Annotated in this window: 21 protein-coding genes; 1 reads left to right on the top strand and 20 read right to left on the bottom strand. The window is 38.1% G+C overall.

Going from position 1 to position 25,892, the window contains the following annotated elements; genetic code table 11:
* Position 1 precedes the first annotated feature (1 nt).
* From Q0064_RS12730 to recR, 20 genes are all read right to left on the bottom strand, one after another.
* Positions 2-1,348, bottom strand: a complete 1,347-nt coding sequence (locus Q0064_RS12730; protein ID WP_298148596.1) for a polysaccharide pyruvyl transferase family protein — start codon at positions 1,346-1,348, stop codon at positions 2-4.
* Position 1,349: 1 nt separating this feature from the next.
* On the bottom strand, positions 1,350-2,537 hold the full coding sequence (locus Q0064_RS12725) for a glycosyltransferase family 4 protein (RefSeq protein WP_298148595.1): 1,188 nt from the start codon (positions 2,535-2,537) through the stop codon (positions 1,350-1,352).
* The gene (locus Q0064_RS12720) at positions 2,538-3,632 is read right to left on the bottom strand and encodes a glycosyltransferase (RefSeq protein ID WP_298148594.1); all 1,095 of its coding nucleotides are present in this window, start codon (positions 3,630-3,632) and stop codon (positions 2,538-2,540) included.
* Positions 3,632-4,651, bottom strand: coding sequence for an NAD-dependent epimerase/dehydratase family protein (locus tag Q0064_RS12715; RefSeq protein WP_298148593.1), 1,020 nt, complete (start codon positions 4,649-4,651; stop codon positions 3,632-3,634). Before Q0064_RS12715 ends, Q0064_RS12720 begins: the two co-directional genes overlap by 1 nt.
* Before the next feature lie 112 nt (positions 4,652-4,763).
* The gene (locus tag Q0064_RS12710) at positions 4,764-5,864 is read right to left on the bottom strand and encodes a hypothetical protein (RefSeq protein ID WP_298148592.1); all 1,101 of its coding nucleotides are present in this window, start codon (positions 5,862-5,864) and stop codon (positions 4,764-4,766) included.
* Entirely contained in the window at positions 5,864-7,678 is a 1,815-nt protein-coding gene (asnB, locus tag Q0064_RS12705; RefSeq protein WP_298148591.1) for an asparagine synthase (glutamine-hydrolyzing), read from the bottom strand. The genes Q0064_RS12710 and asnB overlap by 1 nt, the downstream gene beginning before the upstream one ends.
* Positions 7,679-7,680: 2 nt before the next feature.
* Positions 7,681-9,063 (bottom strand): glycosyltransferase, encoded by a 1,383-nt coding sequence (locus Q0064_RS12700; RefSeq protein WP_298148590.1) that lies wholly within the window; start codon positions 9,061-9,063, stop codon positions 7,681-7,683.
* Positions 9,064-9,068: 5 nt separating this feature from the next.
* Positions 9,069-10,226 (bottom strand): EpsG family protein, encoded by a 1,158-nt coding sequence (locus tag Q0064_RS12695; protein WP_298148615.1) that lies wholly within the window; start codon positions 10,224-10,226, stop codon positions 9,069-9,071.
* 86 nt (positions 10,227-10,312) lie between these two features.
* Positions 10,313-11,326, bottom strand: coding sequence for an N-acetylneuraminate synthase family protein (locus Q0064_RS12690; RefSeq protein WP_298148589.1), 1,014 nt, complete (start codon positions 11,324-11,326; stop codon positions 10,313-10,315).
* A gap of 5 nt (positions 11,327-11,331) precedes the next feature.
* On the bottom strand, positions 11,332-12,375 hold the full coding sequence (locus Q0064_RS12685) for a polysialyltransferase family glycosyltransferase (RefSeq protein WP_298148588.1): 1,044 nt from the start codon (positions 12,373-12,375) through the stop codon (positions 11,332-11,334).
* Positions 12,372-13,058, bottom strand: coding sequence for a hypothetical protein (locus Q0064_RS12680; RefSeq protein WP_298148587.1), 687 nt, complete (start codon positions 13,056-13,058; stop codon positions 12,372-12,374). The genes Q0064_RS12685 and Q0064_RS12680 overlap by 4 nt, the downstream gene beginning before the upstream one ends.
* Positions 13,051-13,596, bottom strand: a complete 546-nt coding sequence (locus tag Q0064_RS12675) for an acyltransferase (protein ID WP_298148586.1) — start codon at positions 13,594-13,596, stop codon at positions 13,051-13,053. Before Q0064_RS12675 ends, Q0064_RS12680 begins: the two co-directional genes overlap by 8 nt.
* Positions 13,596-15,398, bottom strand: coding sequence for an ABC transporter ATP-binding protein (locus Q0064_RS12670; RefSeq protein WP_298148585.1), 1,803 nt, complete (start codon positions 15,396-15,398; stop codon positions 13,596-13,598). Before Q0064_RS12670 ends, Q0064_RS12675 begins: the two co-directional genes overlap by 1 nt.
* Positions 15,399-15,417: 19 nt before the next feature.
* Positions 15,418-16,446, bottom strand: coding sequence for a dTDP-glucose 4,6-dehydratase (gene rfbB, locus Q0064_RS12665; RefSeq protein ID WP_298148584.1), 1,029 nt, complete (start codon positions 16,444-16,446; stop codon positions 15,418-15,420).
* Positions 16,436-17,830 (bottom strand): nucleotide sugar dehydrogenase, encoded by a 1,395-nt coding sequence (locus Q0064_RS12660; RefSeq protein ID WP_298148583.1) that lies wholly within the window; start codon positions 17,828-17,830, stop codon positions 16,436-16,438. The genes rfbB and Q0064_RS12660 overlap by 11 nt, the downstream gene beginning before the upstream one ends.
* Position 17,831: 1 nt before the next feature.
* On the bottom strand, positions 17,832-19,103 hold the full coding sequence (locus Q0064_RS12655; protein ID WP_298148582.1) for a nucleotide sugar dehydrogenase: 1,272 nt from the start codon (positions 19,101-19,103) through the stop codon (positions 17,832-17,834).
* A 1-nt stretch (position 19,104) separates the two neighbouring features.
* Positions 19,105-20,085: an SDR family oxidoreductase gene (locus Q0064_RS12650; RefSeq protein ID WP_298148581.1), complete on the bottom strand. Its 981-nt coding sequence runs from the start codon at positions 20,083-20,085 to the stop codon at positions 19,105-19,107.
* Between the two features lie 64 nt (positions 20,086-20,149).
* The gene (locus tag Q0064_RS12645; RefSeq protein WP_298148580.1) at positions 20,150-22,627 is read right to left on the bottom strand and encodes a tyrosine-protein kinase domain-containing protein; all 2,478 of its coding nucleotides are present in this window, start codon (positions 22,625-22,627) and stop codon (positions 20,150-20,152) included.
* Position 22,628: 1 nt separating this feature from the next.
* Positions 22,629-23,411 (bottom strand): polysaccharide biosynthesis/export family protein, encoded by a 783-nt coding sequence (locus tag Q0064_RS12640; RefSeq protein WP_298148579.1) that lies wholly within the window; start codon positions 23,409-23,411, stop codon positions 22,629-22,631.
* A gap of 114 nt (positions 23,412-23,525) precedes the next feature.
* Entirely contained in the window at positions 23,526-24,143 is a 618-nt protein-coding gene (recR, locus tag Q0064_RS12635; protein WP_298148578.1) for a recombination mediator RecR, read from the bottom strand.
* Between the two features lie 87 nt (positions 24,144-24,230).
* Here recR and Q0064_RS12630 point away from each other — a divergent pair, with 87 nt between their 5' ends.
* Complete coding sequence (locus Q0064_RS12630) at positions 24,231-25,724, top strand: sodium:solute symporter (protein WP_298148577.1); 1,494 nt, start codon at positions 24,231-24,233, stop codon at positions 25,722-25,724.
* Positions 25,725-25,892 lie beyond the last annotated feature (168 nt).

The raw sequence follows: 25,892 nt of genomic DNA, 5'->3' as shown, positions 1-25,892 counted from the left end.
TTTACTCCTGTATTCTTCTTACATCCTCAATAAACTCGCTATATATCGCATCTAAATAAACTCTATAATCTTTGATTTTATTGAGATAAATTTGTTTGTTTTCGATCCCACTTTCCATTAAACTATAAAGTGTTTTTCCAGAGAATTTTTCTATTGGGTATACAAATTCTGGAAGTTTCATATCGTTCATGATTCCAAAACTCTTGTTTCCTCCGTAGGCTATTGCAATACTTGGCACATTTACATTTAAGGCAAATATGACCGAATGAAAACGGGTACCTACCATAAAATCTAGTTGTGAGTATAAATCCATTACATTGACACAATTCAAATCAAAATCTTCTATGTAGCTGGTATTTTGAAGTAAATTTTGATCTAGTCTTTTTCTCACATCAGCAATTGCTAGACGGTCATCCTCGTGGCTGCCCGGACCTAAGGTGTGTGCGAAAAAAATAGGGTGATAATTATTTTCTATTGCTAGCTTTACAAACTCCTGTATTTCTGCAATATACTCATTGTACCTCTGCTCAGGATCTTGAGAATTTGGGAACCTATACGGACGAAGAGTTATTCCGACCGTTCTTTTGGAATCCAATGGCACCTGTTTGTCAAGCAAGTACTTTCTTCCATCTGTAGCTGTATTTTTTAAATAAAATCCCAAATCAGGATAAAGCTTAGCTTTAATTTTTAAATTCTCTTGTACATAATTCAACGACACTTGCTCGCGAACGGTTACTAATTTACAATTGCCTAAAACGAATTTCACCAGCTTTCGGGTAAAGTACCCTTTTACAGGACCTATCGAATTTGGAAATACGATTACATTTTTTTTATAACGGTGTGCAAGCAGGATGTGATAGAGCGAAAAGTACATGGTATAAAAATCGCTTGCACGTCCGTAGGCGTGAATAAAACCTCCGCCTTTTACCGCTATTAACTCGGCTTCTTGAAACCGCTTGAGCGACTCTTTTTGGGAAGCAGAAAGAAATAGTTTGCCGAAATTATTAATTACTGAAAATTGGCTTAATAAGGCTGAAGTATACACTAAATCAACAACCGATTGAAAACCCCAAAGCACGTAATCGACTTTAGTATATTTTATCGACTTTTTGGTTTTAGTATTAGAAATTCGCGAAGGATGACGTAAAATCTTAGGTAAAATAGTGTATCCTAGTTTTTTCGTTTGTCGCGATTGCAATTCTATATCTTCTGGATTTGTTCCGCTTTCCAAAACAGTAAAATTGGTATCTGAATTTACAGCTTTAATCAATTCTGCAGTTTCCCACACTAGGGCTTGGTCGCCTCTATTTAAGTCTGTACATCCTGGTATTATAATAATCTCTTTCATACTAATTTGATTTAAAATTTATAACCTCGTCGTAGAATCTAAATCGCCGTTCATTTAGTTTATCCCAAACAAAATCCTTTGAAAACTCCAAATTTCTTTCGGCCAGTTTATTGTATAAATCTGGGCTTTGAAGAATAGAGATAACCTTGTTTGCAACTTCTGTTGGATTATTTATGGGCACCAACACCCGCTCTTCTAGTAATTCGGGTATCCCACCAATTAGAGTACCAATTGCAGGCAAGCCCCTTCCCATTCCCTCTACAAGAGCTCGTGGTAAGCCTTCGGTTCTTGAAACAAGTAAGAACAAGTCAGCATTATCCAAATACTCAACTACTTTAGAAAAGGGTTTAACGGCACCAGGAAAATCTATAAGGTCTGATGAAGAACCGGAGTTTTTAGCACTAATAAGTGAATTTCTGTATTTTCCACTTCCTAAAAAAGTTAAGCGGACTTTAAAATCCAATCCTTTGTTATTGATGATCTCTACAGCCTGAATAAGCACATCAGGAGCCTTGTACAGCTGATCTAAACTACCTACACTAATTAAGTCATAGATTGTCTTTTTCGTAAAACTTTTAGGCGCATGAGCCAAAAACTCTGACTTTAAAATTACATTGGAAGCATACGTTTGAAATATTCCTGAAGAAACAGGATACCGTTTTTGTAATTGGTATTTCGTAACATATATAGCAGCTGAAGCATTCTTAACGACTTTTCTAAGCTGGTATGTTCCGATGATTCTCAAAAATCGTCGTAATGGATGCTTGAAAGAACCCGGTGCAAAAACATCATACGGATCAGCCGCGACTTCCACACCATATTTTCTCTTTATCTTCATAGCTTCGTAAGCTGCAATTCTACCAAGAGTTCCTGGCACTCTGCAGATTAGCGCGTCGTCATTTGATATAAAACTCCGAATCGCAGATCGCACCGCTTTGGCTTTTTTCAAGTACTGCGAAGGACCAATGAAATATGGTACTTCAAGAATTGAAATTCGATCCGAATCAACACGAATAGAATCATCTAGAACTTCATCCTTGTGCCTTTCAACTCTTGCGATGATCTTTATATTATCGAACTTCAAAAGGTAGTGTTCGAAAGTTTTGCGATTTAGCGCGGTATGATACCCATATATCTTACCATCGGGAGTTTTTGTAAAACGGGCGTTCGTTGCAAAAATTAAGTCCATCTAAATTTCTCTAAGAAAAGCAGAAAACTGCAATTCGTTATTATATTGCTCTTTAGCAAAGCTTTCACAGCTCATACTTTGAATACTGTCATTGTTTAGGAAAATACCCTTAAAAAAAGTAGAAAAAGCCTGTACGTCAGTTGGTTCAAAAAGTTGACTGTGATTTTGGACAGGAACAATCTCTTTAATTGAAGCGATATTTGAAGCTACAAAAGGAAGTCCGGAGACCATAGCTTCCATTAAAGCGTTGGGCATGCCTTCGGTCACAGAAGGAAAAAAGTAAAAATCGAAAGTTTTTAAGACGTCTGGGATAACGGTTTGATATCCTAGACTAATAACATCAGATTTAGTGAGTGAATCAGGTAAATTATCTAGAAGCTTATCTGTATCTTTTCCACACAACACAAGCTGAAAATCGAAACCTGCTTTTTTCAACTCTGCGGCTACTGCAATAAGTGTTTCATGGTTTTTTGCACTGTTAAGTCTTCCAGTATGGCCTATAACAAAACAATCACTTCGAATTTGAAAATGTGCTCTGAGTTCTTCTTTCGTAGCCCGAGCTTTGAATAGTTCAATATCAATACCATTTCGAATTACTTGCATTCGTGAATCATTCTGCTTTTCTTTAAAGAAAAAACTTAGACCTGCACAAGAATTTGCTAAAATTCGAGTAGCTGAATATAATACCAATCTATTCATAAGCGAATTGTACGCAAGATTGAACACTGTTTCCTTAAATGCATTGCTTGATCTTCTATAAAAAGCAATTCTAGTGGGGACTTTTAAGAGCCTTCCGATCAACAATGGAATTCCCGCGAAATTGCCGGTAAAGTCGCATATAGAAGAGGGCTTTTCCTTCTTAATTATTTTAAATAGCTCAAACCAAGCGATAAGACTTAAATAGCCAGAATTAACTGTTAGGATTTTTGAAGTGTATTTTTCATATTCTGACAATAGCGCTCCTTTTTTACCCGCCTTTGTAATAACAATGGGATCGATTGTAGATTCCGAGAAAGCGAGAAACCGTAACAAATACGTTTCAGCACCACCAGCATCAAGCGATGACACTAGAAAAACACATTTCTTTTTTTTCATCATTTTGCTGGATTATAGTATGAAACAAACCAATCTACAAATTTAGGAATGCCTTCTTTCAGTCGAGTTACGGGCTTGTAACCGTATTTCAATTCAATTTCACTCAGGTCGGCAAAAGTTTGATAAACATCGCCAGGCTGCATGGGAAGAAAATCTTTTATTGCTTTTTTCCCAATAGCGCTTTCTAAATAGGAAATAAAATCGAGTAACTGTTCGGGTTGATTGTTTCCAATATTTAAAATTTCGTAATTTCCTGATTTATAATTAGATAAGCTTACAGAAATTATTCCCGACACAATATCATCGATGTAAGTAAAATCGCGCTTTAGATCTCCGTTATTAAAAACCTGTATCGGCTTATTGTGGAGTATGGCATCCGTAAAGAGATAAGGAGCCATGTCGGGTCTGCCCCAAGGGCCATAAACTGTAAAAAAACGAAGTCCTATGGTTTCCATTCTGTACAAATTCGAGTATACATGGGCCATTAACTCATTGCTTTTCTTTGTTGCCGCATAAACGCTTATGGGCTTATCAACGGCATCTGATTCTGCAAAAGGTACCTTTTTCTGATTTCCGTAGATTGAAGAGCTAGAAGCATAAATTAACTTTTCAACTCCAAATCGGGCTGAAACTTCTAATATGTTCCCAAAACCGATGATATTTGACTGATAATATGCGGATGGATTATCGATTGAATACCGAACACCAGCTTGCGCAGCAAGGTGAATAACTTTTTTAAACCGATATTTTTCGAATATGTCGTAAAGTATCTTTTGATTGGTAATATCACTTTTGTAAAATTCGAATTCAGGGAATTTGGTAGAAGGTTGCGCTTGATCGAACTTTACGTGCTCGGCATTTAAAATACCTAGCTCCTCAAGTCGACTGTATTTCAATTTCGGTGTATAATAATCGTTACAATTATCCAATCCAACCACATGAAAACCTCTATCGAGAAGTGTCTTGCAAAGGTGGTATCCTATGAAACCGGCTGCACCGGTGACGAAAATTTTCTCCATGATCCTAAATAATCGTAAAACTATTAATTTCCTATCGGCCTTCTACTTAAAGCCGCTGTTATTTGTTAATAGAACACGTGTTTATTGTTATATTAATCGCGTTCATCTTTACCTAATTCTCTTCAATACAACGAGATAATTGTGCGGAGCTCATGAACTCAACAGTTGGCCACTTCTTAACAACTTGCTTTAATAATTCACGAAGTTGAGTCAAACTGTTATTTCTATTTATTTCGGAGATGCCACCCACGTAATTAACTCGGTGTGAGCAAATGACAGCAGGCTTATTAAACATAAATGCAACTGCAATTTCTCCCAACGCTTTAGAAACAAAATCTTTGTTACTAGCAGAGGGTTCAAAAGTTACATTCCGAACCAAGCTAACAAGATTTTGTTGTGAATACGCACCCAGTTTACGCGGTAGATTTGGTAAATTTTGATTGGAGATTTGAGTTTGCTTTTGCATTCTCGAACCTTGAATCCCTTTGAATCCCATCTTCTCAAAATCAAACAACAAGCTTGAGTTATACGTGTTTTCTGGAGCAATAATCGTTTCAGGGAAAAAGCCAAATGTACTTTGGAACAACCTACAACCATCCTGAATTCGTTGAAGTAGATCAACACGTTGTTCTTCAGTTTCATAGTCAAAAGCCGACAAATAACTCAAAGGTCCGGCTTCGCCCCTACTAAAGGAAAAGAAATTTCTTTCGAAACCTGCTTGTAGGACTTTGGATTGTCCTAAATTCTTAATCCAAAGGTATGTTTGCAAATGTTCGCGTCCGTGAAATTGAGGGACAAACAGCTTATTATCTATTGCTTGCTGCATAGCTGTTTGCGTATTTTCTGAGCCTTTTACTTTTTCGTAACATTCAGTAAATGGCAAATAGTAATATGTAGTGGATTTGTTTCTTGCAATCTTATCGTAGTCGGGATTCGAAACAACATAATTAGCCGTTAAAACAGCATGATTAGAATGAACATCCTTCACTGAGCTAAGAACCTCTATCATCGCGTAGTAGTCCTGAGCTGATTCGAGCGTGTCTAGGCAATTATAATTGGTGTTAGATACCCATTTGTTTCGAATTAGCTCCTCGGAAATCTGTTTGCTTGCTAAACGTTCAGCTCCCCAATCGTCTGATTCAATCACTAGAATTTTCCTAGATGTTTTCCAGCCCTGTAGGTTAAAGTAGTATGATTTTAATAGGTCTTTCACTAAAAATTAAGGTTAAATTGTTTTTGCCACCTCGCCAACAAATAAAGTTTCCAAATATTATAAGAGAAGTCGTAAGTTCCCTTCATGTGCTGTTCTAACTCCCATTTAAATCTTGACACGTTTAGGTTGTGGACAGAATTTAAGTATTCATCGGTAAGTGTACTATAAATTTCATCTTTGAAAGGACCTCTGAGAAATTTGCCGATAGGCATTGAGAAACCCTTTTTGGGTTGATTAAAAACTTCTTCTGGAATGTGTTTTTTCAATAGATCTCGCAACATCTTTTTCTTCACTTGTTTTGAGTAGCGGTAACTAACGGGAAGTTTTCGTGCAAATTCGATTACGCGGTAATCTAAGAATGGGCTTCTAACTTCAACTGAATATGCCATACTTGCGCGATCTACTTTTACATTACTATCATTTTCTAACCAAAGTTTAATGCCAAAATCGGCTACTCGTTGGAATGGATTTTTAGCGAGTAAAAAGTACTTTCTGTAATGATCAAGCCAGCTGTTATCGTTTTTCTTCTGAAGTGATTCGTAGCCTAGGAAAATGCCTTCAGCAAGTGCATTAGTAGTGTTTGCCCCGATTACAAAGCGCATGGTTTCGGGTCGTGTTTTAAATATCTTGTGCCAAGGTAAAATACTTGCAATGATTCTACGGATAAAACTAGGAATAACGCTTATTTTTTGGAATCGATTTACTAGATCAAAATGTCGATAGCCTAAAAAGCTCTCATCTCCTCCATCGCCCGACAAAGCAACGGTTACGTATTGTTTGGTTACTTTATTAAGTAATAAACTAGGTATGGCAGAGCTGTCGTTAAAAGGCTCATCGTAGACATAAATCAGTTTTTCGATTTGATCAAAAACACTGTCTGGGGAAATGATCGTGGTGGTATGATTGGTTTTAAGAATAGCTGCGTATTGTTCAGCTACTTTACTTTCATCAAACTTGCCATCTGTAAATCCGATTGTAAAAGTTGAAATGGGGTCGTCTGAAATTTTCGATGCGAGGGCAGTAACAAGGGCAGAATCTATACCGCCAGAGAGAAATGTTCCGATGGGAACGTCTGAACGTAGCCTAATACGAACAGCATCTTCCAAGAGGGTTTCAAGTTCATTGAGTGCCTGATCGTACGAAATATTTCTTTCTTGAACCTTTGTTAAATCCCAGTATTTTTCAATCTCGAACTTTTTAGAATTTAAGTTTAGGATAAAATATGAGCCGGCTTCCAGCTTTTTGATACCTTCTATAATCGACATTGGGGTGGGAACGTATCCTGCTTGTAAGTAAGCCGACACGGCACTATTTGAAATCTTGCTATCTTGGGTGAGCATTGGTCTCAATTGGCTACAGATTTCAAAGAACTGCCCGTCCCACGAATAGAAAAAAGGCTTGACTCCCAATCGATCTCGTGCGCCAAAAAGTTCATTCTTGTTGGAATCATAAACAACAAAAGCAAACATTCCGTTGAGTTTTTGTAGTACTAAATGCCCCCAATGTGCATATCCAATTATCAGAACTTCAGTGTCTGATGAAGTTTTAAAAGTATATCCTAGTTCTAGTAGTTCTTTTCGAATATCTTCGAAATTATAGATTTCACCATTAAAAACAATTGTATAATTTTCGTAGTTGAAGGGCTGATTAGATCTTTCGTCGGTATCAATAATTGATAATCTTAAATGCCCAAAAGTCACTTCTTTAGACTTCTCAACAGATAAGTTATCTGGACCTCGAAATCGAATAGTCTCTAATTTTTCGAGTGCGTCTTCTTTACTTATTATTTTATTTGTTGCGTAAATTCCACACATAATTACTGAATTAAGGCTTTAAAAACTTCTAGGTCAAAAGGAGAAAAAACGCCAAGAGCTGCTTTTTGATCGACAACGATATGTCCGACTTTACCTGCAACCATTCGATCGCTCTTTTTAAAGCTATCAACGGTCGCGGCTACAATTCCTCCCATACCCGAATAAAGTGCTTCACGTTCTAGTTTTGTAAATTTATACTGATCTAAAAGCGGTTGCATTCCGTGACCCGTGTGTTGGTAGTACATTCTATTATCTGGACGAACACTTAAAAGCGAATCAGCTTGAAAAATCGACAATGTATTTATTGCATCATCAATAATTTCAGTAGTTAGAAAGGGAAAGTCGGCTGCTATTGTTAAGATAGCTGTCGGATTTAAATCGATAATTTCTTGCTGGTTTAAAACTAGGTGTATCGTTTTAGAAAGTGTTTCGTGTAATTCTTCAAAAGCTGAAGGCCGCTCCACCACAAGTAAATTTGAAAAAACCGTTTCGAACTTTCTACAATATTGTATCAATTCAATATCGGATGTTGTTACGATAAACTTTTCTACTTTTTTGGATGCGGCGACTGTTTGTAAAAGCCTACTTAAAACAGTTTCATCTTTATTTATTGAAAAAAGCAACCAATCTACACCTGCAATTAAAGTACGGCGGAGGGGAATAATTGCTATTGTTGTTGGTAATTCCACACCAAAAGTTTCAATATGTAAATCCTTGATTTTTTGTCTAGTTGAAAGGATTCTCAATTCGTTAGAAGTCAGATTATTTCCATGCTGACGATAGGAAAAGAGTGGAATTCGAATATTAGAAACAGGATAATGTGTAATGAATTTTATCCACAAATCGTAGCCATCTTGGCAGGTAAACGATTCGTTGTAACCGCCCAGCTTGCGTAAATATTCCAATCGGATCATCGTGCAAGCGCCATGGGCTGGTTGATCGTAAAGTGACACATTCTCATCGAAATTGTGTCGCTTTTCTTCTCCTATTCTATTTCCATCTCGATCCACGTAATAATAGTCAGGAAAAACTAATCCTAATTTATCATCTTGTTCCAATTTCGACGACATGAGTTCCAGTGCGTTGGGCTCCAGAAAATCGTCGGCATCTAAGCGCATTATGTATTTTCCTTGAGCGGCGCGCATGGCGATATTATTGGTAATGTTCAGACCTTTATTCTGTTGGTAGATGATGGAGACTTTCTCAACATGTCTGTAAGATTCAATGATTTCTTTAGAATTATCAGTTGATCCATCGTCAATGATTATAACTTCAAAATCCTGACAGGTTTGGTGTAACAAACTCTCAATACAGGCAACAATAAAACGTCCGTAATTGTAATTAGTAACATAAACCGTGATTAAGGGATTTTTATTTGGAAGCATACCTTTTAATTTAAAATAGTTTCAAGTTTAACAAACGTTGCAACAATGGGATTTCCAAGGTAAAACATCCAGGTGCTTACATCTAGAGATACTCGAAATTGTACAATTACCCAGAGAGTTACTGGAAACAGTAAAATTGCTGTAGGCAACTTTAATTCTTTACTCTCGTTTATACTATAACTTCTTATAAAATAAATCGCAGCAAATACAAACCATATAATAAGAAACCTCCTGCCTAGCGAGTCGAATGCGAATCCGAATTGGATAAAGGCCAAAAATAAAATCATAAAAGAAACCAGATTGTCTTGAAACTTATCCGACTTCACGCTGTATCTTTTAAAAAAGACGTTGTAGACCAGCGCGGCATAAAATCCATATTGAAGAAATGGTATTCTTAATCTGGAATACCAATTTCGATTTTCTAGATTCTGATTTCTCATTTTGATATAATCTTCTCTAGAATAACCTTGAATTTTATCTTCTACTCCTTCACCTAACTGGGAACTATCGAAATTACTCAAAAAACTGTAGAATAAATTTGGCAAGATAAAAGAAAGTGCTAAGAAAGATAAGTACACAAGATTGCGATTCCCTAAAAAACTGTAAGCTAAAACAATTACTGTTGCTAAAGCGAAGCTAAAATGAACAAGACATGACAAGAAGCAAAAGAGTAAAAATCGTTTATTCTCTGATTTTAAATACATGATAACGCCATAGATATAAATCCAGGATGCAATTGGAAAACGGATGGCTTGAACGTTATTGATTGGAATCAAGAACCACAAGAGAATAAAAAAAACTTTAACGTTAAACGATTTGATTCCTTCAACATCATCAAAAATGACTTCAATTACTTTCAACATAAAGTAAGAAAAGACAAAGGAATGAACCATAAACATGACCTGGTAGGAATCCGTAAAGCGGGATACTAAAAAGTTTACCACAACCGAATAAAGGTCGAGTTCGCCCGAATTAGATTTTCGTAGTAAAATGGTTTGAATTAAAGCAAAAAAGCTACTCGAATCTAATTTTGCAAAGAGCTCGAATTTCTCTTTATGAGCAAATCCGTCCATTGATTCTCTTGCAAAATTAATGGTGTATCCAAAATACGTAAAAACAAAGAGTAAAATTTTCCGGCTACTTTTCAAGCCGAAATTTCGCACAGCTACACAGCCGGCTAAAAATGGCCAGATTAGAAAAATCAGTTTCAAGCCTTTGTTAGACCTTTCCTGATTTACTTTTGCCCGTATTAAGAGATCAGATTCCAATCTAATTTTTGATGTTTTTTAAGTGAAGTAGCACTAGATTTTCCGAGCAGCTTTTCATAATCTCTAGCATCTATACCCGCGTTCGGACGGAGTACTGTTAAATTCTCTGTAGTAAATATTTCTCCTGCCTCAATATCTCTAGCGGGATAAACGGCTCGTCTGAAGCTCTGTACGTGTCCGTTTTCGATTTCAATAGCTACAGGCTGTTTAGTGCATGAGCCCTTCAAGCTATTAATTTCTTGAATTTCGGCAATTAACTCCTTGATTTCTGGATTTGTCAAAGAAACTTTGTGGTCTCTAAACACCTTTCCTTCTCTAGAATCGGTAAAGTGGAATTCTAAAACTTCAGCTCCCATAGCAACACTATACATCAAAGCTTTTGAACCTTCGGTATGATCCGAGTAGCCTATGGTAAGACCTGTAAGTTCTTTCAATCGAGACATTACGCTTAAGTTAGCATCTGCGTTGGGTATCGGATACATACTTGTACATTGAAGTACCGCCAAGTAGTTTGGATCTCTGTAAATGTCATTCACACTTTGAATAAAAGAAACAGCCTCTAGCACTTCTGCTTCGGTTGACAATCCGGTTGAGATTATTATAGGCTTGCCTAGTTCCGCCGTTTTTCTTAAAACTGGGTAAGCGGTTAGATCGCCACTACCTATTTTATATAAAGAAATATACTTGTCGAGCCAAACCATGGCATCTAAATCCCATACAGACGAGGTATATTTGACCCCTGCCGCCAAAACCATTTCTGCCAGCTCTATATGTTGTTCTTGCGACAGCTCAAATTTCTTAAAGTGCTTATTTCTATCTGGACTTTCAACTTGAGAAACTAAGGTGTCGCCGGTATAAACTTGAAATTTGACATAATCAACACCACTGTCTATAGCTAGTTTGGCCAATCGTTTGGCGTATTCAAAATCACCTTCATGATTACCTCCTATTTCTGCTATCAAAAGCGGCCCGTATTTTCCGATAAAATTTCCCATAATTTTTATTTTGTAAAATCTTCAATCTCGTCAATGAGTTTTACCGCTTTTGGTAAATTTACATTTTTCCATTTGGCATACAATCCAATTCGCTGATAATAATGCTTTAAGGCAAATCTCGGACAATGAGATTGCTCATAAAAAAGCGCAGTCGAAGCAGTCGAAACAACACATGAGTTCACCGAATTGGCGATGTATAATTCAGCTGGAACATAATTTTGTACCACTACATCACCAAAGGCAGCTTCCATCATTTTTCGGCGCTCGGGTTGCGGATATGCTGGGTGTATTTTAATGAGCACCTTTTCTTTTTTTAGAACATGTAAAATCTTTGCAATCTCTTCAATCTCAGAAGCGAACAATTTTTCATTTAAAATGATTGGAGCAAGGTAAATCAAACAATTTTCTAATTTTGTGAAATCCCTATTATCGCCACTTACAAAGCAATTATTTGCAACTCGTACGCTATTAGAGGTAGGAAAAAGATTAATTTTTTGAATGGTCTTTCCACAGGCTTTATCGATAAATAAATCGGGATGAGTCATCCACAATTTTTTTATGTAACCACTTCGGTGCATGTGTCGACCAAACCAAATAAAATCTCTTAAAATAATCCCTCTCTTATAAAGTTTATAGTAGATATTAAAAGTTTCTTTTATTCTACCTTTCCATAATGATACTTCTTGTTTGTGATAAAACAAAGCACCGTCCTGGATTTGATGTATAGTTGTTTCTTTTTTAACTTGAGAAAGAACATAAGTCTCGAAAGGCCTGTATGCGTGCGAGGTAAATAAATTGACAAGTGGTTTATTAAAAATCTCGTTCTTTACTCTTTCCTTAAAATTCTGATCCGAAAAACCTAATCGAATCGCGTTAACATTTGGTGGAAGCATTGCAATATTTACCCCTCCACCTCGGTGGTCGCACAGTACCAACTGATTGTTATAACTACCATCGGAAAAAAATTCTTCTATCACCGATAATGCCAACATAATCTGATACTCTGTCGCTAAAACAAAAACATTATTTCGAGGCTCTAATTGTTTCATTTTTGAGTATATAAAGGTAAAATTCTCTCAAGATTATACTTGATGTGCGATTCTGTAAACGCATCGAAGATGCTACTTATGTTTTCAAAATCTTCCGGTGTGTCTAATGCGAATTGCAAACCTGCAGCTTCTGGTAATTCCGTATTGTACTGAAAAAAAACGTTCTCGGGAAGGTGTTCATACCAGTACGAAGTTACATGTTCGAAGTACTTTTTATCTGTTGAAATTTCACTTAGCGCATTTCTGTACGAACTTAACTTCACAATTTCAATACTCATCCCCTTCGGATAGGTTCGTTTATGAACGTTTGTAATGAAATCGTAGCTGTGAGAAATTTGCTTAATCATCGATTTCAGAACAAGTGTGTCGACAAAAACATTATCACCATTAATGCGGGCGGCATATTCAAAATTGTAGTGCTTCGCTGCTTCGTAAAAACGTAGTGCAACATTGTCCAAGCTTCCGCGAAAACAATTATAACCACGAACTTTTGCAAATTCTGCAATCGGATCATCACTTGCCTCGGAAGAAGTTGCAATAACTATACGCTCAAGTGGTATCACTATTGATAAACGTTCTATAATAATTTGCAACACCTCTTTCCCGTGTATGGTCATTAAAGCCTTACCCGGCAAGCGAGACGAGTTATATCTCGAAAGTACGATTGCACCAAATTTATTCACGAGTACTTATTTTTTTAGCCGGTGTTCCTGCCCATATTTCAAAAGGAGGAACATCTTTATTTACTACTGAATTTGCTGCGATCACAGCGCCATCTCCTATTGTTACCCCTTTTAAAATTGTAACATTACTTGCAATCCAGACACCATTGCCAATTTGTATGGGTGCGGTAACATTAGGCTGCTGATTAATCAGTAGATCGCGCGCTGCACTGTGATTACTATCTACTATGTAAACAAATGGCGCTATCAAACAATCTGCTCCAATTTCAATGTTCTCGGAAGAGAATATGAAATTATGATAACCGATAGTGGTTCGGTTTCCAATTTTGATCATTGCAGATTGGTTACAGCTGCAAATTCGGGCACCTTCTTTAATAACCACATCGTCGCCAATGGAGATATTATGAGGAAAGCGCATAAATTCGACAGACTTGTCAATGTGTACGTTCTTGCCTAAAAAGGCTAACTTTTGGCTGGCTCTGAAATATCGCCATTTGTTGCGCCAAGTAAATTTTAGATGTTTACGAAGCTGTGACATTATATTTCCTGCATTTTAACCATTCGCTGAAAATCAGCGTTGGTATTTGTTAGCTCTTCAAAACTGCCTGTTGCTTCAATTTTTCCATTCTTTAGAAAGCACACGATATCTGCTGAACGAACTGTTGACAAGCGATGTGCAATGATTACTACGGTATATTTACCTTTCAATGCATCAATATTTTTTTGTATATTTTGTTCTGTTTCAGAGTCGAGAGCCGATGTAGCTTCATCTAAAACCAACAAATTGATATCTTTATACAGTTCTCTAGCAATGCTTAATCGCTGTTTTTGTCCGCCACTGAGATTGATACCTGCATTTCCGAGCATTTCATTTTCTTTTCCAGGCAAAGACGCTACGAAATCGGCTGCTGAAGATTGTTCAAGTGCTCTATAAAATCGTTCTTTATTTTGTTCTGTTGGCGGATCCCAAAATGTGACGTTATTGAAAATAGTATCGTTAAAAATTACGGGGTCTTGTGTTATGTAACCAACTTTTTGTTGAAAGGCGTGTTTGTTAATTTCAGAAAGCGAAAGTTCGTCCAAAAGGATTTTTCCTGAAGTGGGCTGAATTAATCCTACAAGCAAATTTACCAGCGTTGTTTTACCACTTCCGCTTTCTCCTACTAAAGCGATGGTTTGATTTTTAGGGAAAGTTAGATTTATATTTCCTAAAATGATTCGTTCGTTATTGTATGCAAATGATACATTTTCAAATCGAATTCCCGTATTAATTCCTGTTGTAACTATTGTACCATCTTTTTCTTCATTGGACTGGAGCTCGTCTGTGAATTCACTCATATTATTCAATGAACCCGATACAGCAAGAAATAAATTCGTTTGTGTTTGAACAAACATCAAGGCATTTAATGCTTTATAGAAAAAAATCAAGCTTACAATAATCGTAGACAACCCGCCTTTTAAAACAGCTACCTGTATAAAAATAACCAGCACAACCACAAAAATCAACAATGGTTCTCGAGTAGCCGTTAAAATACTTGAGAGAATTCCAATTTTGCGATTATCCTTTTCTATGTCAATTGTTGTATTGATCAATTTCTTGGAAAACCGTTCGTCGGAACCTGTTGCTTTTAAATACTTGAAATTGGCTACACGTTGAATGATTAGACTTTGAAACAAATGATTACTCAGCGTTAGCTCTCTACTTGCGCCCTTGGTTTTTGCATATAGCTTTTTGTATATCAGGTTTGTTAGTAATCCTCCAACAGATACTACTAAGGCAAACTTAAAATCTACAAAAAATGCAAATCCCATGTATACTAAAACAAAAACACTAAACTGCAATGCGGTGAAATAGGTTTGATAAGCTCTTGCAACTCTATCAACCTCAGCGCTTAATGTATTCTGAATTCTTCCAACATCGGATCCAACAAAATACTTATAACCGATCTTATTTAAGCAGGCAATTAATGTTAATCTGATTTGTTTGATGAAGCTTTGTTGTAAAACTACTTGGTATGAAGTTCTTATGTATTGCGCCACACCTTTTAAACAAAAGAATACACAAAGAATTACTAAGACAGAGTAGATATCGAAATTAATCGAAAAATAATCTAATAACTTAGGAAGAAAAGCCACAGGGCCTGTTAGGGCATTTTCGGTTTTTGGAGCACTTGGATCAAGCACCTGAAATAAAGGTAAAAACATCGACAAGCCCAAACCATCAAGAAAACCAACAACGATACTTAGAGTAATCGAAATAAAAATTCTATACCTCAAGTAGCGGTAGAAATAGGCGAAGCTCTCAAAGTTTTTTGCCAGTATAGCTTTTATTTTTTGCATTTTGATTCGATATTATCTATCAGTTCTTAGCGCTTAGCTGCTCTAACCATTCTTTATTTTGTAAATACCAGTCTATTGTTTTGCTTAATCCTTCTTCAAATGTTACCGACGGCTTCCACCCTAATTCTTTGTTTATTTTGGAAGCATCGATGGCGTAACGAAAATCATGTCCGGGACGATCTGTAACAAAAGCGATTAATTCTGCTGATGTACCTTCAGGATTGCCCAATTTTTGATCTATTTGTTGGCACAATACGCGTACTAAATCAATGTTTTTCCATTCATTAAATCCGCCTATATTATAGGTTTCTCCTACTTTCCCTTTATGAAAAATTGTATCGATGGCTGCAGCATGATCTATAACAAAAAGCCAATCACGAGTATAATTGCCGTCGCCGTAAACAGGTAAACTTTTTTTGTCGAGACAATTTTGGATGAAAAGTGGAATTAGCTTTTCAGGAAATTGATTTGGTCCGTAATTGTTGGAACAGTTTGAAATTACAAACGGCAGCTTGTACGTTTCTCCGTAAGCTCTTACAAAATGGTCTGAGCTGGCCTTCGACGCCGAATATGGTGAGTTTGGGTCGTAAGCAGTTTCTTCCGTAAAAAAACCTTCTTCTCCTAAAGTACCATAAACCTCATCAGTACTGATGTGATAAAATAACTTATCCTTAAAATCGGAAATCCAATGTTTTTTCGCTGTATGCAAAAGATTTACTGTACCTACAACGTTTGTTGTAACGAAAGCCAGTGGATCCGTAATTGACCGGTCTACGTGCGATTCGGCTGCCAAGTGGATTACCGAATCGAAATTAAACTCGGCAAATAAGTCTTCCAAAACTGCCGCATCTCGGATATCTGCAACTACTAGTTTGTAATTTGGTGCTGTTTCGATATCCGCTAAGTTTGCCGGATTACCCGCGTAGGTTAATGCATCTAGGTTATAAATGTTGTAATTGGGATATTTCGTCACGAATAATCGAACCACATGCGAACCGATAAAGCCGCATCCTCCGGTAATTAGTATGTTCCTTTTCTTAGCTTCCAATTCCATAATATTTAAAACCAAAATTGATTAATTCTTGTTTTGGAAGGATATTTCTGCCGTCAAAAACAAATGCAGGTTTGGTCACTTGTTTATAAATTTTATTCCATTCGTACGATTTAAATTCGTCCCATTCTGTTAAAACAGCGATGGCATGTGCCGCATCAAATAGAGTATCAGTGTTCGAATGAACCTCAACACGCTTCTGAATTACTTCTGCACTTAGATCCGTGTACAAAGTCAAATCCGATACAATCTGTTTTTTCGATACTTGCGGATCGTATATGGCTAACTCGGCTTGTTCTTGAAGCAATAAATTTGCTACATAAATAGCTGCCGATTCTCGAGTATCATTTGTGTCCTTTTTAAAGGCCCATCCCAGAAAAACAATTTTTTTACCAGAGATGGTATTGTACAATTCACGAACAATTTTTTGAGCAAACCGACTTTTTTGGTGGTCGTTCATTATGATTACTTGTTCCCAGTAATCGGCTACTTCTGTTAATCCGTATGAACGAGCGATGTAGACTAAATTTAGAATATCTTTTTGGAAACAAGATCCACCGAATCCGACCGAAGCATTTAAAAATTTTGGTCCGATACGGGAATCCATACCGATGGCGCGAGCTACCTCGGCCACATCAGCGCCTGTTTTTTCACACAACTCAGATATGGAGTTTATCGAAGAAACTCTTTGAGCTAGGAATGCATTAGCTGTTAACTTTGAAAGCTCGGAAGACCACAAATTGGTAGTGAGGATCTTATCTTCAGGCACCCAACTTGAATAGATCTTTACTAATGACTGAATAGCAGCATTTCCTTCAAGCGTTTGTTCTCCTCCTATCAAAACACGATCGGGTTGCAATAAATCGGTAACCGCCGTTCCTTCAGCAAGAAATTCAGGATTAGACAAAACTTGAAATTTCGCTCCATTTCCCGTATTGTCGAGAATACTCTTTATGGCCTCGGCAGTTCGTACCGGAAGCGTCGACTTCTCGACAACTATTTTGTTTGTTTTGCTAACTGAGGCAATCTGTCGTGCACAAAGCTCGATATATTTCAAATCGGCAGCCTGACCTTTTCCAGAACCATATGTTTTTGTAGGTGTATTTACCGAAATGAAAATCATTTCTGCCTGATCAATGGCTTGATCTACACTTGTAGAGAAAAACAGATTTCTGCCTCGAGCAACACCAACTATTTCAGCTAACCCGGGTTCATATACTGGAAGTTTCGACAAGTCCGGATCGTTCCAAGCTTGGATTCGATCAGGATTCATATCAACAACCGTAACTGTTATATCCGGACATTTAGCAGCGATGACAGCCATAGTAGGACCGCCAACGTAGCCAGCACCGATACAACAGATATTTTTAATTTTAGTCATATTACAAACAACCGTCGGCTTTAGCGCCTAGAATTCCTTTAACATCGTAAATGATGCCCTTTTCTGTTTTAAATAACTCAAGGTCGAGATTAGCAAATTCTTTATGGGCAACACCTAAAATCACGGCATCATATTTCCCTTTTGGTAATTCGTTGGTAACTGAATAATTATACTCATGCGCTACTTCAGCTGGCGATGCCCACGGATCGTATATGTCGACCGTGATTCCGTAATCTTCCAAGGCAGCGATAACGTCAACGATTTTTGTATTTCTAACATCTGGGCAGTTTTCTTTGAAGGTTACTCCCAACATCAGCACTTTTGCTAAATTGACGGTAATCCCATTCTTTATCATAAGCTTAACTGCTTGAGAAGCTACGTACTCGCCCATACTATCGTTTAAACGACGACCAGCAAGTATGATCTCAGGGTGATATCCTAGCTCTTGTGCTTTTTGAGCCAGATAGTATGGATCTACACCGATACAGTGACCACCTACCAAACCTGGCTTAAAAGGAAGGAAGTTCCATTTTGTTCCAGCGGCAGCCAAAACATCATGAGTATTAATACCCATTAAGTTAAAAATCTTAGACAATTCATTCACAAAAGCAATATTGATATCTCGTTGCGAATTCTCGATAACTTTCGCAGCTTCGGCAACTTTGATTGTCGGTGCTAAATGTGTTCCAGCTACAATAACACTTTTGTATAGATTATCGACTATAGTTCCTACTTCTGGCGTAGAGCCAGCGGTAACTTTTAGAATTTTCTCAACCGTGTGCTCTTTATCACCTGGATTTATGCGCTCCGGACTGTAACCCGCGTAAAAATCGGAATTAAATTTCAATCCACTTACGCGTTCCAAAACCGGAACACATTCGTCTTCGGTAACTCCTGGATAAACGGTCGATTCGTAAATTACGATATCGCCTTTTTTCAGAACTTTACCTACTGTTTCAGATGATTTATAAAGCGGCGTTAAGTCTGGACGATTGTTTTTATCAACGGGCGTTGGAACTGTAACTACGAAAATGGTGCAATCTTTTATATCGTCTAAATCTGCCGAACAATAAAGACCTTGACCTTGGTGGCTCTTTGGTACTAATACCGCCTTTAGCAAATCCGACTCCACTTCTAAAGTTTTATCTACTCCCGAGTTTAACTCTGCTATTCGAGCTTTATTGATGTCGAATCCTACGACGTTGTACTTCGTGGCAAAAAGTCTGGCTAATGGTAAACCCACATAGCCCAATCCGATTACTGCTATTTTCATATTACTTTAAGTTTTCCCAATACCAATCCACGGCGATCTCAAGTCCTTGTTGCAGCGAATACTTGGGGTTGTAGTTTAATAATTGTTTTGCTTTATCGATACTAGCGAGGGAATGAGGTATATCACCCGCCCGATTTGGTCCATGAATCACTTCAACGTTTCCTATTTTAACGTCTTTTTTTGCTAAAGCCTCCTTGAGGTAACGTACTAAATCGTTGAGTGTTGTTCTATCGCCAAAAGCTGTGTTATACACCGTGTTTACAGCCTCAGGGTTATTTGTAGTTATAGCTAATTCATTCATCTGAACCACATTGTCTACGTAAGTAAAATCGCGACTAAAATTACCATCGCCGTTAATTACTGGACTTTCGTGCTTCATAAACTGCATAACAAACTTTGGAATCACCGCAGCATAAGCTCCATTCGGATCTTGTCGGCGACCAAACACATTGAAATACCGCAAACCAACGGTTTCAATTCCATAAGTTCTACTAAAAATATCGGCATAAAGCTCATTTACATACTTAGTTATTGCATACGGAGAAAGCGGCTTACCTATTTTATCTTCAACTTTAGGTAGCGCTTCCGAATCACCGTAAGTCGACGAGCTCGCCGCGTAAACAAATCGCTTAACACCGGCGTCGCGCGAAGCAACTAGCATGTTTACAAAGCCACCTACATTAACATCATTACTTGTAATTGGATCGTTTATTGAACGCGGAACCGAGCCAAGAGCGGCTTGATGCAATACAAATTCGCAACCTAAAACTGCTTTTCGGCACTCTTCGAGGTTTCTTATGTCGCCTTCGATAAATTCAAAATTTGGATTTTCTATAAATCCATCAAGATTTTTTTTGTGTCCCGTTGCCAAATTATCGAGGCAAACCACAGAATATCCTTTAGACAAAAAATATTCGCATAAATTGGAGCCTATAAAACCAGCTCCACCCGTAACCAAAATTTTTGGTAGGTTAGTAGACATAAATTTCGGATTTTAATTTTTTTTCAGCGCAAATATAATCTATTAAAATTAAGAAGGTTTTAACTTATTTCTTGATTTTTGATTTTATTAGCTTTATGACGTTCTGAATCCAAGCAAAAACACCTTCCGGCTTATCATCTTCATGGTAACCACTCGAGTAATTTCCGTAACCATAACCATAACCGTAGTTATAGCCGTAACCATAGCCGTACTTGGCTTTGCTTTCAAATCCGTTGAGAACGATACTTACATTCGACAATTCTCCGCGTTTCTGACGGTTGTTAAGCAACGTAATCATGTCTTTTTTTGTGAAATTCTGGCGCACTACATACAGGGTAACATCAGCTAAAGGCGAAAGTTCTAAAGCATCAGACACTAAACCAACAGGAGGTGTATCCAAAATTATATAGTCGTAACGCGACTTCAACTCCACAAGCATCGTGGTCATCGCATCGCTCATGATTAATTCTGCCGGATTTGGCGGATTGGGCCCCGACGGAATTACATCCAAGTGCGCAATACTTGTTTTTTGAATCACCTCATCTAAAGACTTTAAGCCAACGAGGTAATCAACAGCACCAACGTCGTTCGAAACTTTAAAATCGTTAAAGAGTTTAGGTTTGCGTAAATCCAAACCAACAATTAGAGTTTTCTTCTCACTCAATGCGAAAACAGTAGCAATATTTATCGAGCAAAACGTTTTTCCCTCTCCACTTATGGAAGAAGTTATCATCAGCGTTTTTGCTCCTGCTAAATTCTGACGCTTGTAAAGGAATTGTAAGGATGAACGTATCGCACGGAACGATTCCGACAATGCCGACTTCGGCCGTTCAAATACGCTCAAATTACTCTCTGTTTTCTTTTTTCCGATGACACCAATTAAGGGAATCGACGTAAGTTTAGCTACATCATCAGTGTTCTGAATGGAATTATTCACGAAAAACAATCCGAAAACTCCAAGAAGCGGAATGATAAAACCTAAAAACAGTGCAAGAATGTAGTTTACGCTGGTTTTTGGACCAATCAAACCGCCTCCAACATCTTTAGCATTATCTATGAATCGAATATCCGAGACGTTTGCCGCTTTAACAATATTGGCTTCGGTTCGTTTTTGCAAAAAAGTGGTGTAAATTTCATTCCCTAAATCAAACTTGCGCTGAATTTTTAGGTAATCTTGCTTGTCTTCTGGTATTTGCTTTAGTTCGGATTCGGCTGCATTTAACTTCGCATTTACCAAATTCAAATCGTAATTTAAACCCGAACGCGCCGTCATAATATTCTCTAACAAAACACTTTTAATTGCCGAGATTTCCACGTCAAAATCGCTGTATAACTTCTCGCTCTTTACGGAAAACTGCATTTGAGCTCGCCGCGTCGATAGCGTTATTAGCTTCGAAACATTTACTAAGATATTCGGGTCTTCAATGCCTACAACCGATGGCGAAGGTAGTTTCGAATAATCGACGCTCTTTTTTAGATAAGAAGCCAAATTATTCAAATAAGCGATTTTTCGCTGAATGCGATCTTTCTCACCATCCAATTCGGTGAGTTTGGTGCTGATTGCTTCTCCGCCTTGTTCTAAAGCGCTTACGTTTTTATCTCGACTAAAACTCTTTAATTCATCGGTTGTTTTGCGCAACGATTCTTCCATAGCACGCATCGTACTATCAATAAAGTTAATGGTATTCGTTGCAAACTGATTTTTTGCAGCTAATTGTGTTTCCTTTAAAATCCGAACAGTCGTATTTAAATAATCTACCATTCGCGCTTTATTGTGACCTTGCAAACTCAATTTTAAAATTGATCCTCCTTTAGCATCCGGCTCGGCACTAATGCCTTGATAGCTTCCCACAACGCCATCAAAATTCGAAAAGCTTACAAAGTACTCCTTTCCTACCTGCTTTCCAGACATGTCGGTAATATCGAGCGTCCAAGACAAAAAGGGCAAAACTACTTTGCTGCCCACGCGATAGCGCCTTACAAAAGTTCCTTGAGGCACCGCCACATCTGTTCGAGATTTGTTGCTGTACAAATATGCTCCTGCCGTATTGGCTTCAAACGGTATTGTTAGTACGTATGAACTAGCATCAACAAACTTAATCTTGATTTCTCTATCGGCTAATTGCGGTTTGTCTTTATCGATGTTCACTTTAAAAGGTGCACTGCCGTATACGTCAATTTTATTGTATTTACCCTGCTCGAGGTATTGAATGTAGAATTCCAACTCATCTACAACCAATTCGTTGTGCGAACGCGATTTTAATAATGAAATAATGGTTTGCACCTGATCGCTAGTTCCTCCCCAGTTAAAAACCAAACTGGTGTTGGCCGTAAAAAAAGGATTACTTTCTTCTTTCACAGAAATAGTAGTGTCGACCGCATAGATTTTCTCCTTTCGGATATTGACTTGGTAAGCCCACGTAAAAGCAATCGCCCAGCTAAGCAAAAACCACTTCCAGTAGCTGAGCGTTTTAATAAGGAATCCCTTAAAATCGAAACTGATTTGCGATTCAGAGGAGTTAAAATCGGACTGATCTATCATTTTAATTTCGCGCTAAAATAAATACCGTTGTTAACAACGTTAAGACAGTAAAAATCGATGTTAAGGATTCTATACCTGTTTTTCCAGTTCCCCACGATTTCTGAGGTAAGGGCTTTACATAAATATAATCGTTAGGCTGCAAATAAAAATACGGCGATTGCAGCGCATTGATGTCTGTTAAATCGATCGTATGCAACTCCATACCTGTAGGATACTGGCGCATAACGATAACATTTTTGCGATCACCGGTAGTAGCAATATCTCCTGCATTAGCTAAAGCTTCTAAAATATTTGCCTTTTCCTGAAAAAGCACCACAGTTCCCGGCGAACCCACTTCGCCATTCACGGTAATTCGTAAACCCGCTAACTTTACAGTCACGAAGATATTCGCTCGCTCGGTGAAATACTTGTCTAATAATTCTTTTTCAATCTTTAAACGCGCTTCGTCTAAAGTCAAACCAATAACATTCACATTTCCCACTATGGGTATCCGGATATTTCCCTGCTGATCTACCGGAAAACCATTAAAGTAAACGCCTTGTTCACTTTGCGTGGCAACGCCCGAACTACCATCGTTTTGTTGAAAAATAGCAACCAATTCCGGATTTACCGCCTTGATGTTAATCATCAATATGTCGTTGCTCTGCAGCCTATAAGCCTTGTCGTTAATTTGATTAACAGGGTTTACAATCGAATTGTCGGTCTTCTGCAGATAAACCATATCCTTTACAGAAATACACGATTGCAAACACAACATCAGAACAAAAACTATGAAAATGCGCATGAATGAGTCTTTAGCGAACAAATATAAAAGGAATAAGACAGATTAAAAATTATTCCCTCCGAAGCTTTTACGTAGGATACGAATAAAATTCAAAATAGGTTTTCTTCTCGAAAATTAGCTGCGCAAACTATCTTCAAACGGCACGCGGTGTAAAATACTGCGCCCTAAGGTTACCTCATCGGCAAATTCGAGCTGGTCGCCTACCGAAATCCCACGAGCGATCGTCGAGGTTTTCAAATTGAAATTTTTAACCTGATTGTAAATGTAGAAATTCGTAGTATCGCCTTCCATCGTGGCACTCAAGGCAAAAATGAGCTCAGATACCGCTCCTGATCGCACTTTTTCCACTAAAGTCGAAATTTTAAGCTGGCTCGGCCCCACACCATCCATCGGAGAAATTTTCCCACCTAAAACGTGGTAAATTCCTTGAAACTGACCCGTATTTTCAATCGCCATTACGTCGCGTATGTCTTCTACAACGCAAATCAATTCGTGGTTGCGCTTCGGGTTTGCACAAATCTCACACAACAGCTGATCGGAAATGTTATGACAACTTTCGCACAACTTAACTTCCGTGCGCAAACGCTGCAATGCTGCGGTAAGAGCAGTGGTTTCTTCTTCGGGTCTGCGCAATAAATGCAACACCAGCCGCAGTGCGGTACGTTTGCCAATTCCAGGTAAACCCGCCATTTCGTTAACGGCCTGCTCCAACAACTTCGAAGAAAATTCCATAGCGCAAAAATAAGCCAATAAACTACATTTTTAGCAGCCCGTATTTCCACAAAAAAACCGATACTTGTAACTATTTTAGAGAAAGTCATGACACCAACCACCATTTTACTTCTAATAACCGTTTACTTCGGACTCCTATTTGCCATTTCGTACTTTGTGAGCAAAAACGACCAAAGCAACGACAGTTTCTTTACCGCCAACCGCAACTCAAAATGGTATTTGGTAGCTTTCGGAATGATTGGCACCGCGCTTTCTGGTGTTACCTTTATCAGCGTTCCGGGCCAAGTAGGAAACCCCGATATTCAATTCAAATATTTTCAATTTGTTTTAGGAAACGCCATCGGTTTTATCATCATCGCAAAACTGTTGCTGCCCTTGTACTATCGTTTGCGCGTGGTTTCAATTTACAGTTACATCGAACAACAGCTCGGAACGGTTTCTTACAAAACAGCAGCTTTATTTTTTCTCATCAGTCGTACAATTGGTTCGGCAGCGCGCCTGTATTTGGTGGTTTTGGTCTTGCAACGCTATGTGTTCGATGCCTTTGGAATTCCGTTTGCCGCAACCGTATTGGGTTCGCTTTTGCTCATTTTTGCCTACACCTACCGCGGAGGTTTAAAAACCATTATCCTAACCGACACGTTGCAAACCGTATTCTTGGTTTCCTCTGTTATTTTAACAATCATTTTTATTTGTCAAAGTTTAAACTTGTCGGCAACCGAAGCCTTCGAAACCGTTAAAAACAGCAGCTATTCTAAAATCTTCTTTTTTGAAGATTGGCTCAAATCAACGTTCTTCCTCAAGCAAATTATCGGCGGAATCTTTGTAACACTTGCCATGGTTGGGCTCGATCAAGATTTAATGCAAAAGAATTTATCGTGTAAGAACATCGGCGAAGCACAAAAAAACATGTTCACCTTTACGGCGATTTTCGTTTGTATCAACTTGTTTTTCCTTAGTGTTGGCGCACTTTTATACCTGTATGCCGAGAAAAATGGCGTGAGCATACCGGTCGATTTAGCTTCTGGAAAACCGCGCACCGACCTACTTTTCCCCGAAATTGCTTTTAACCATTTGAGTATAGTTCCGGCAATTGTGTTTTTACTCGGACTCACCGCCGCCACCTTTGCCACAACCGATTCGGCTTTAACAGCACTTACCACCTCATTTTGCATCGACTTTTTAAACATGGATAAAACGGCTGCCGGAAAAAACAATGTGGCTACCCGACACGGCGTACACATCGGATTTTCATTGCTCATGTTTGTCGTTATCTTATTCATTTACAGCTATAACGACGATTCGGTAGTGAGCCTTATTTTCAAAATCGCGGCCTTTACTTACGGCCCGTTATTAGGACTTTACAGCTTCGGACTTTTCGTAAAAAACCGTGTGGTAACCGATAAGCTCACGCCGGTAGTTTGCGTTTTAGCGGTTGTGGCTACGTATGTAATTTCGGCAAACAGTGCGCGTTTATTTGGCGCCTACGAATTTGCCGAAGAACTCATAATCGTTAACGGCTTGCTCACACTTTTGGGCTTACTTGCGGTAAGTAAACCAAGAAAAAGTGAGGTAAACTAAATCCTCTTTTTTATTTGGGCGCGCCGGCAAAAGTATTTTGTGGAAATAAGGTAGGCTTTTGCCGTCCTGCTTTCCGCTGTAGTCCTCATTCCGATAGCTATCGGAATCGCCCTCCTCACTGCGGGCTGCCGCTGCAATCAGTCGCGCGGGCAAAGTGCACAAAATATT

The sequence above is a fragment of the Flavobacterium sp. genome, assembly GCF_027490375.1.
GTDB lineage: Bacteria > Bacteroidota > Bacteroidia > Flavobacteriales > Flavobacteriaceae > Flavobacterium.
This window is presented reverse-complemented; position numbering and strand designations above follow the sequence as displayed.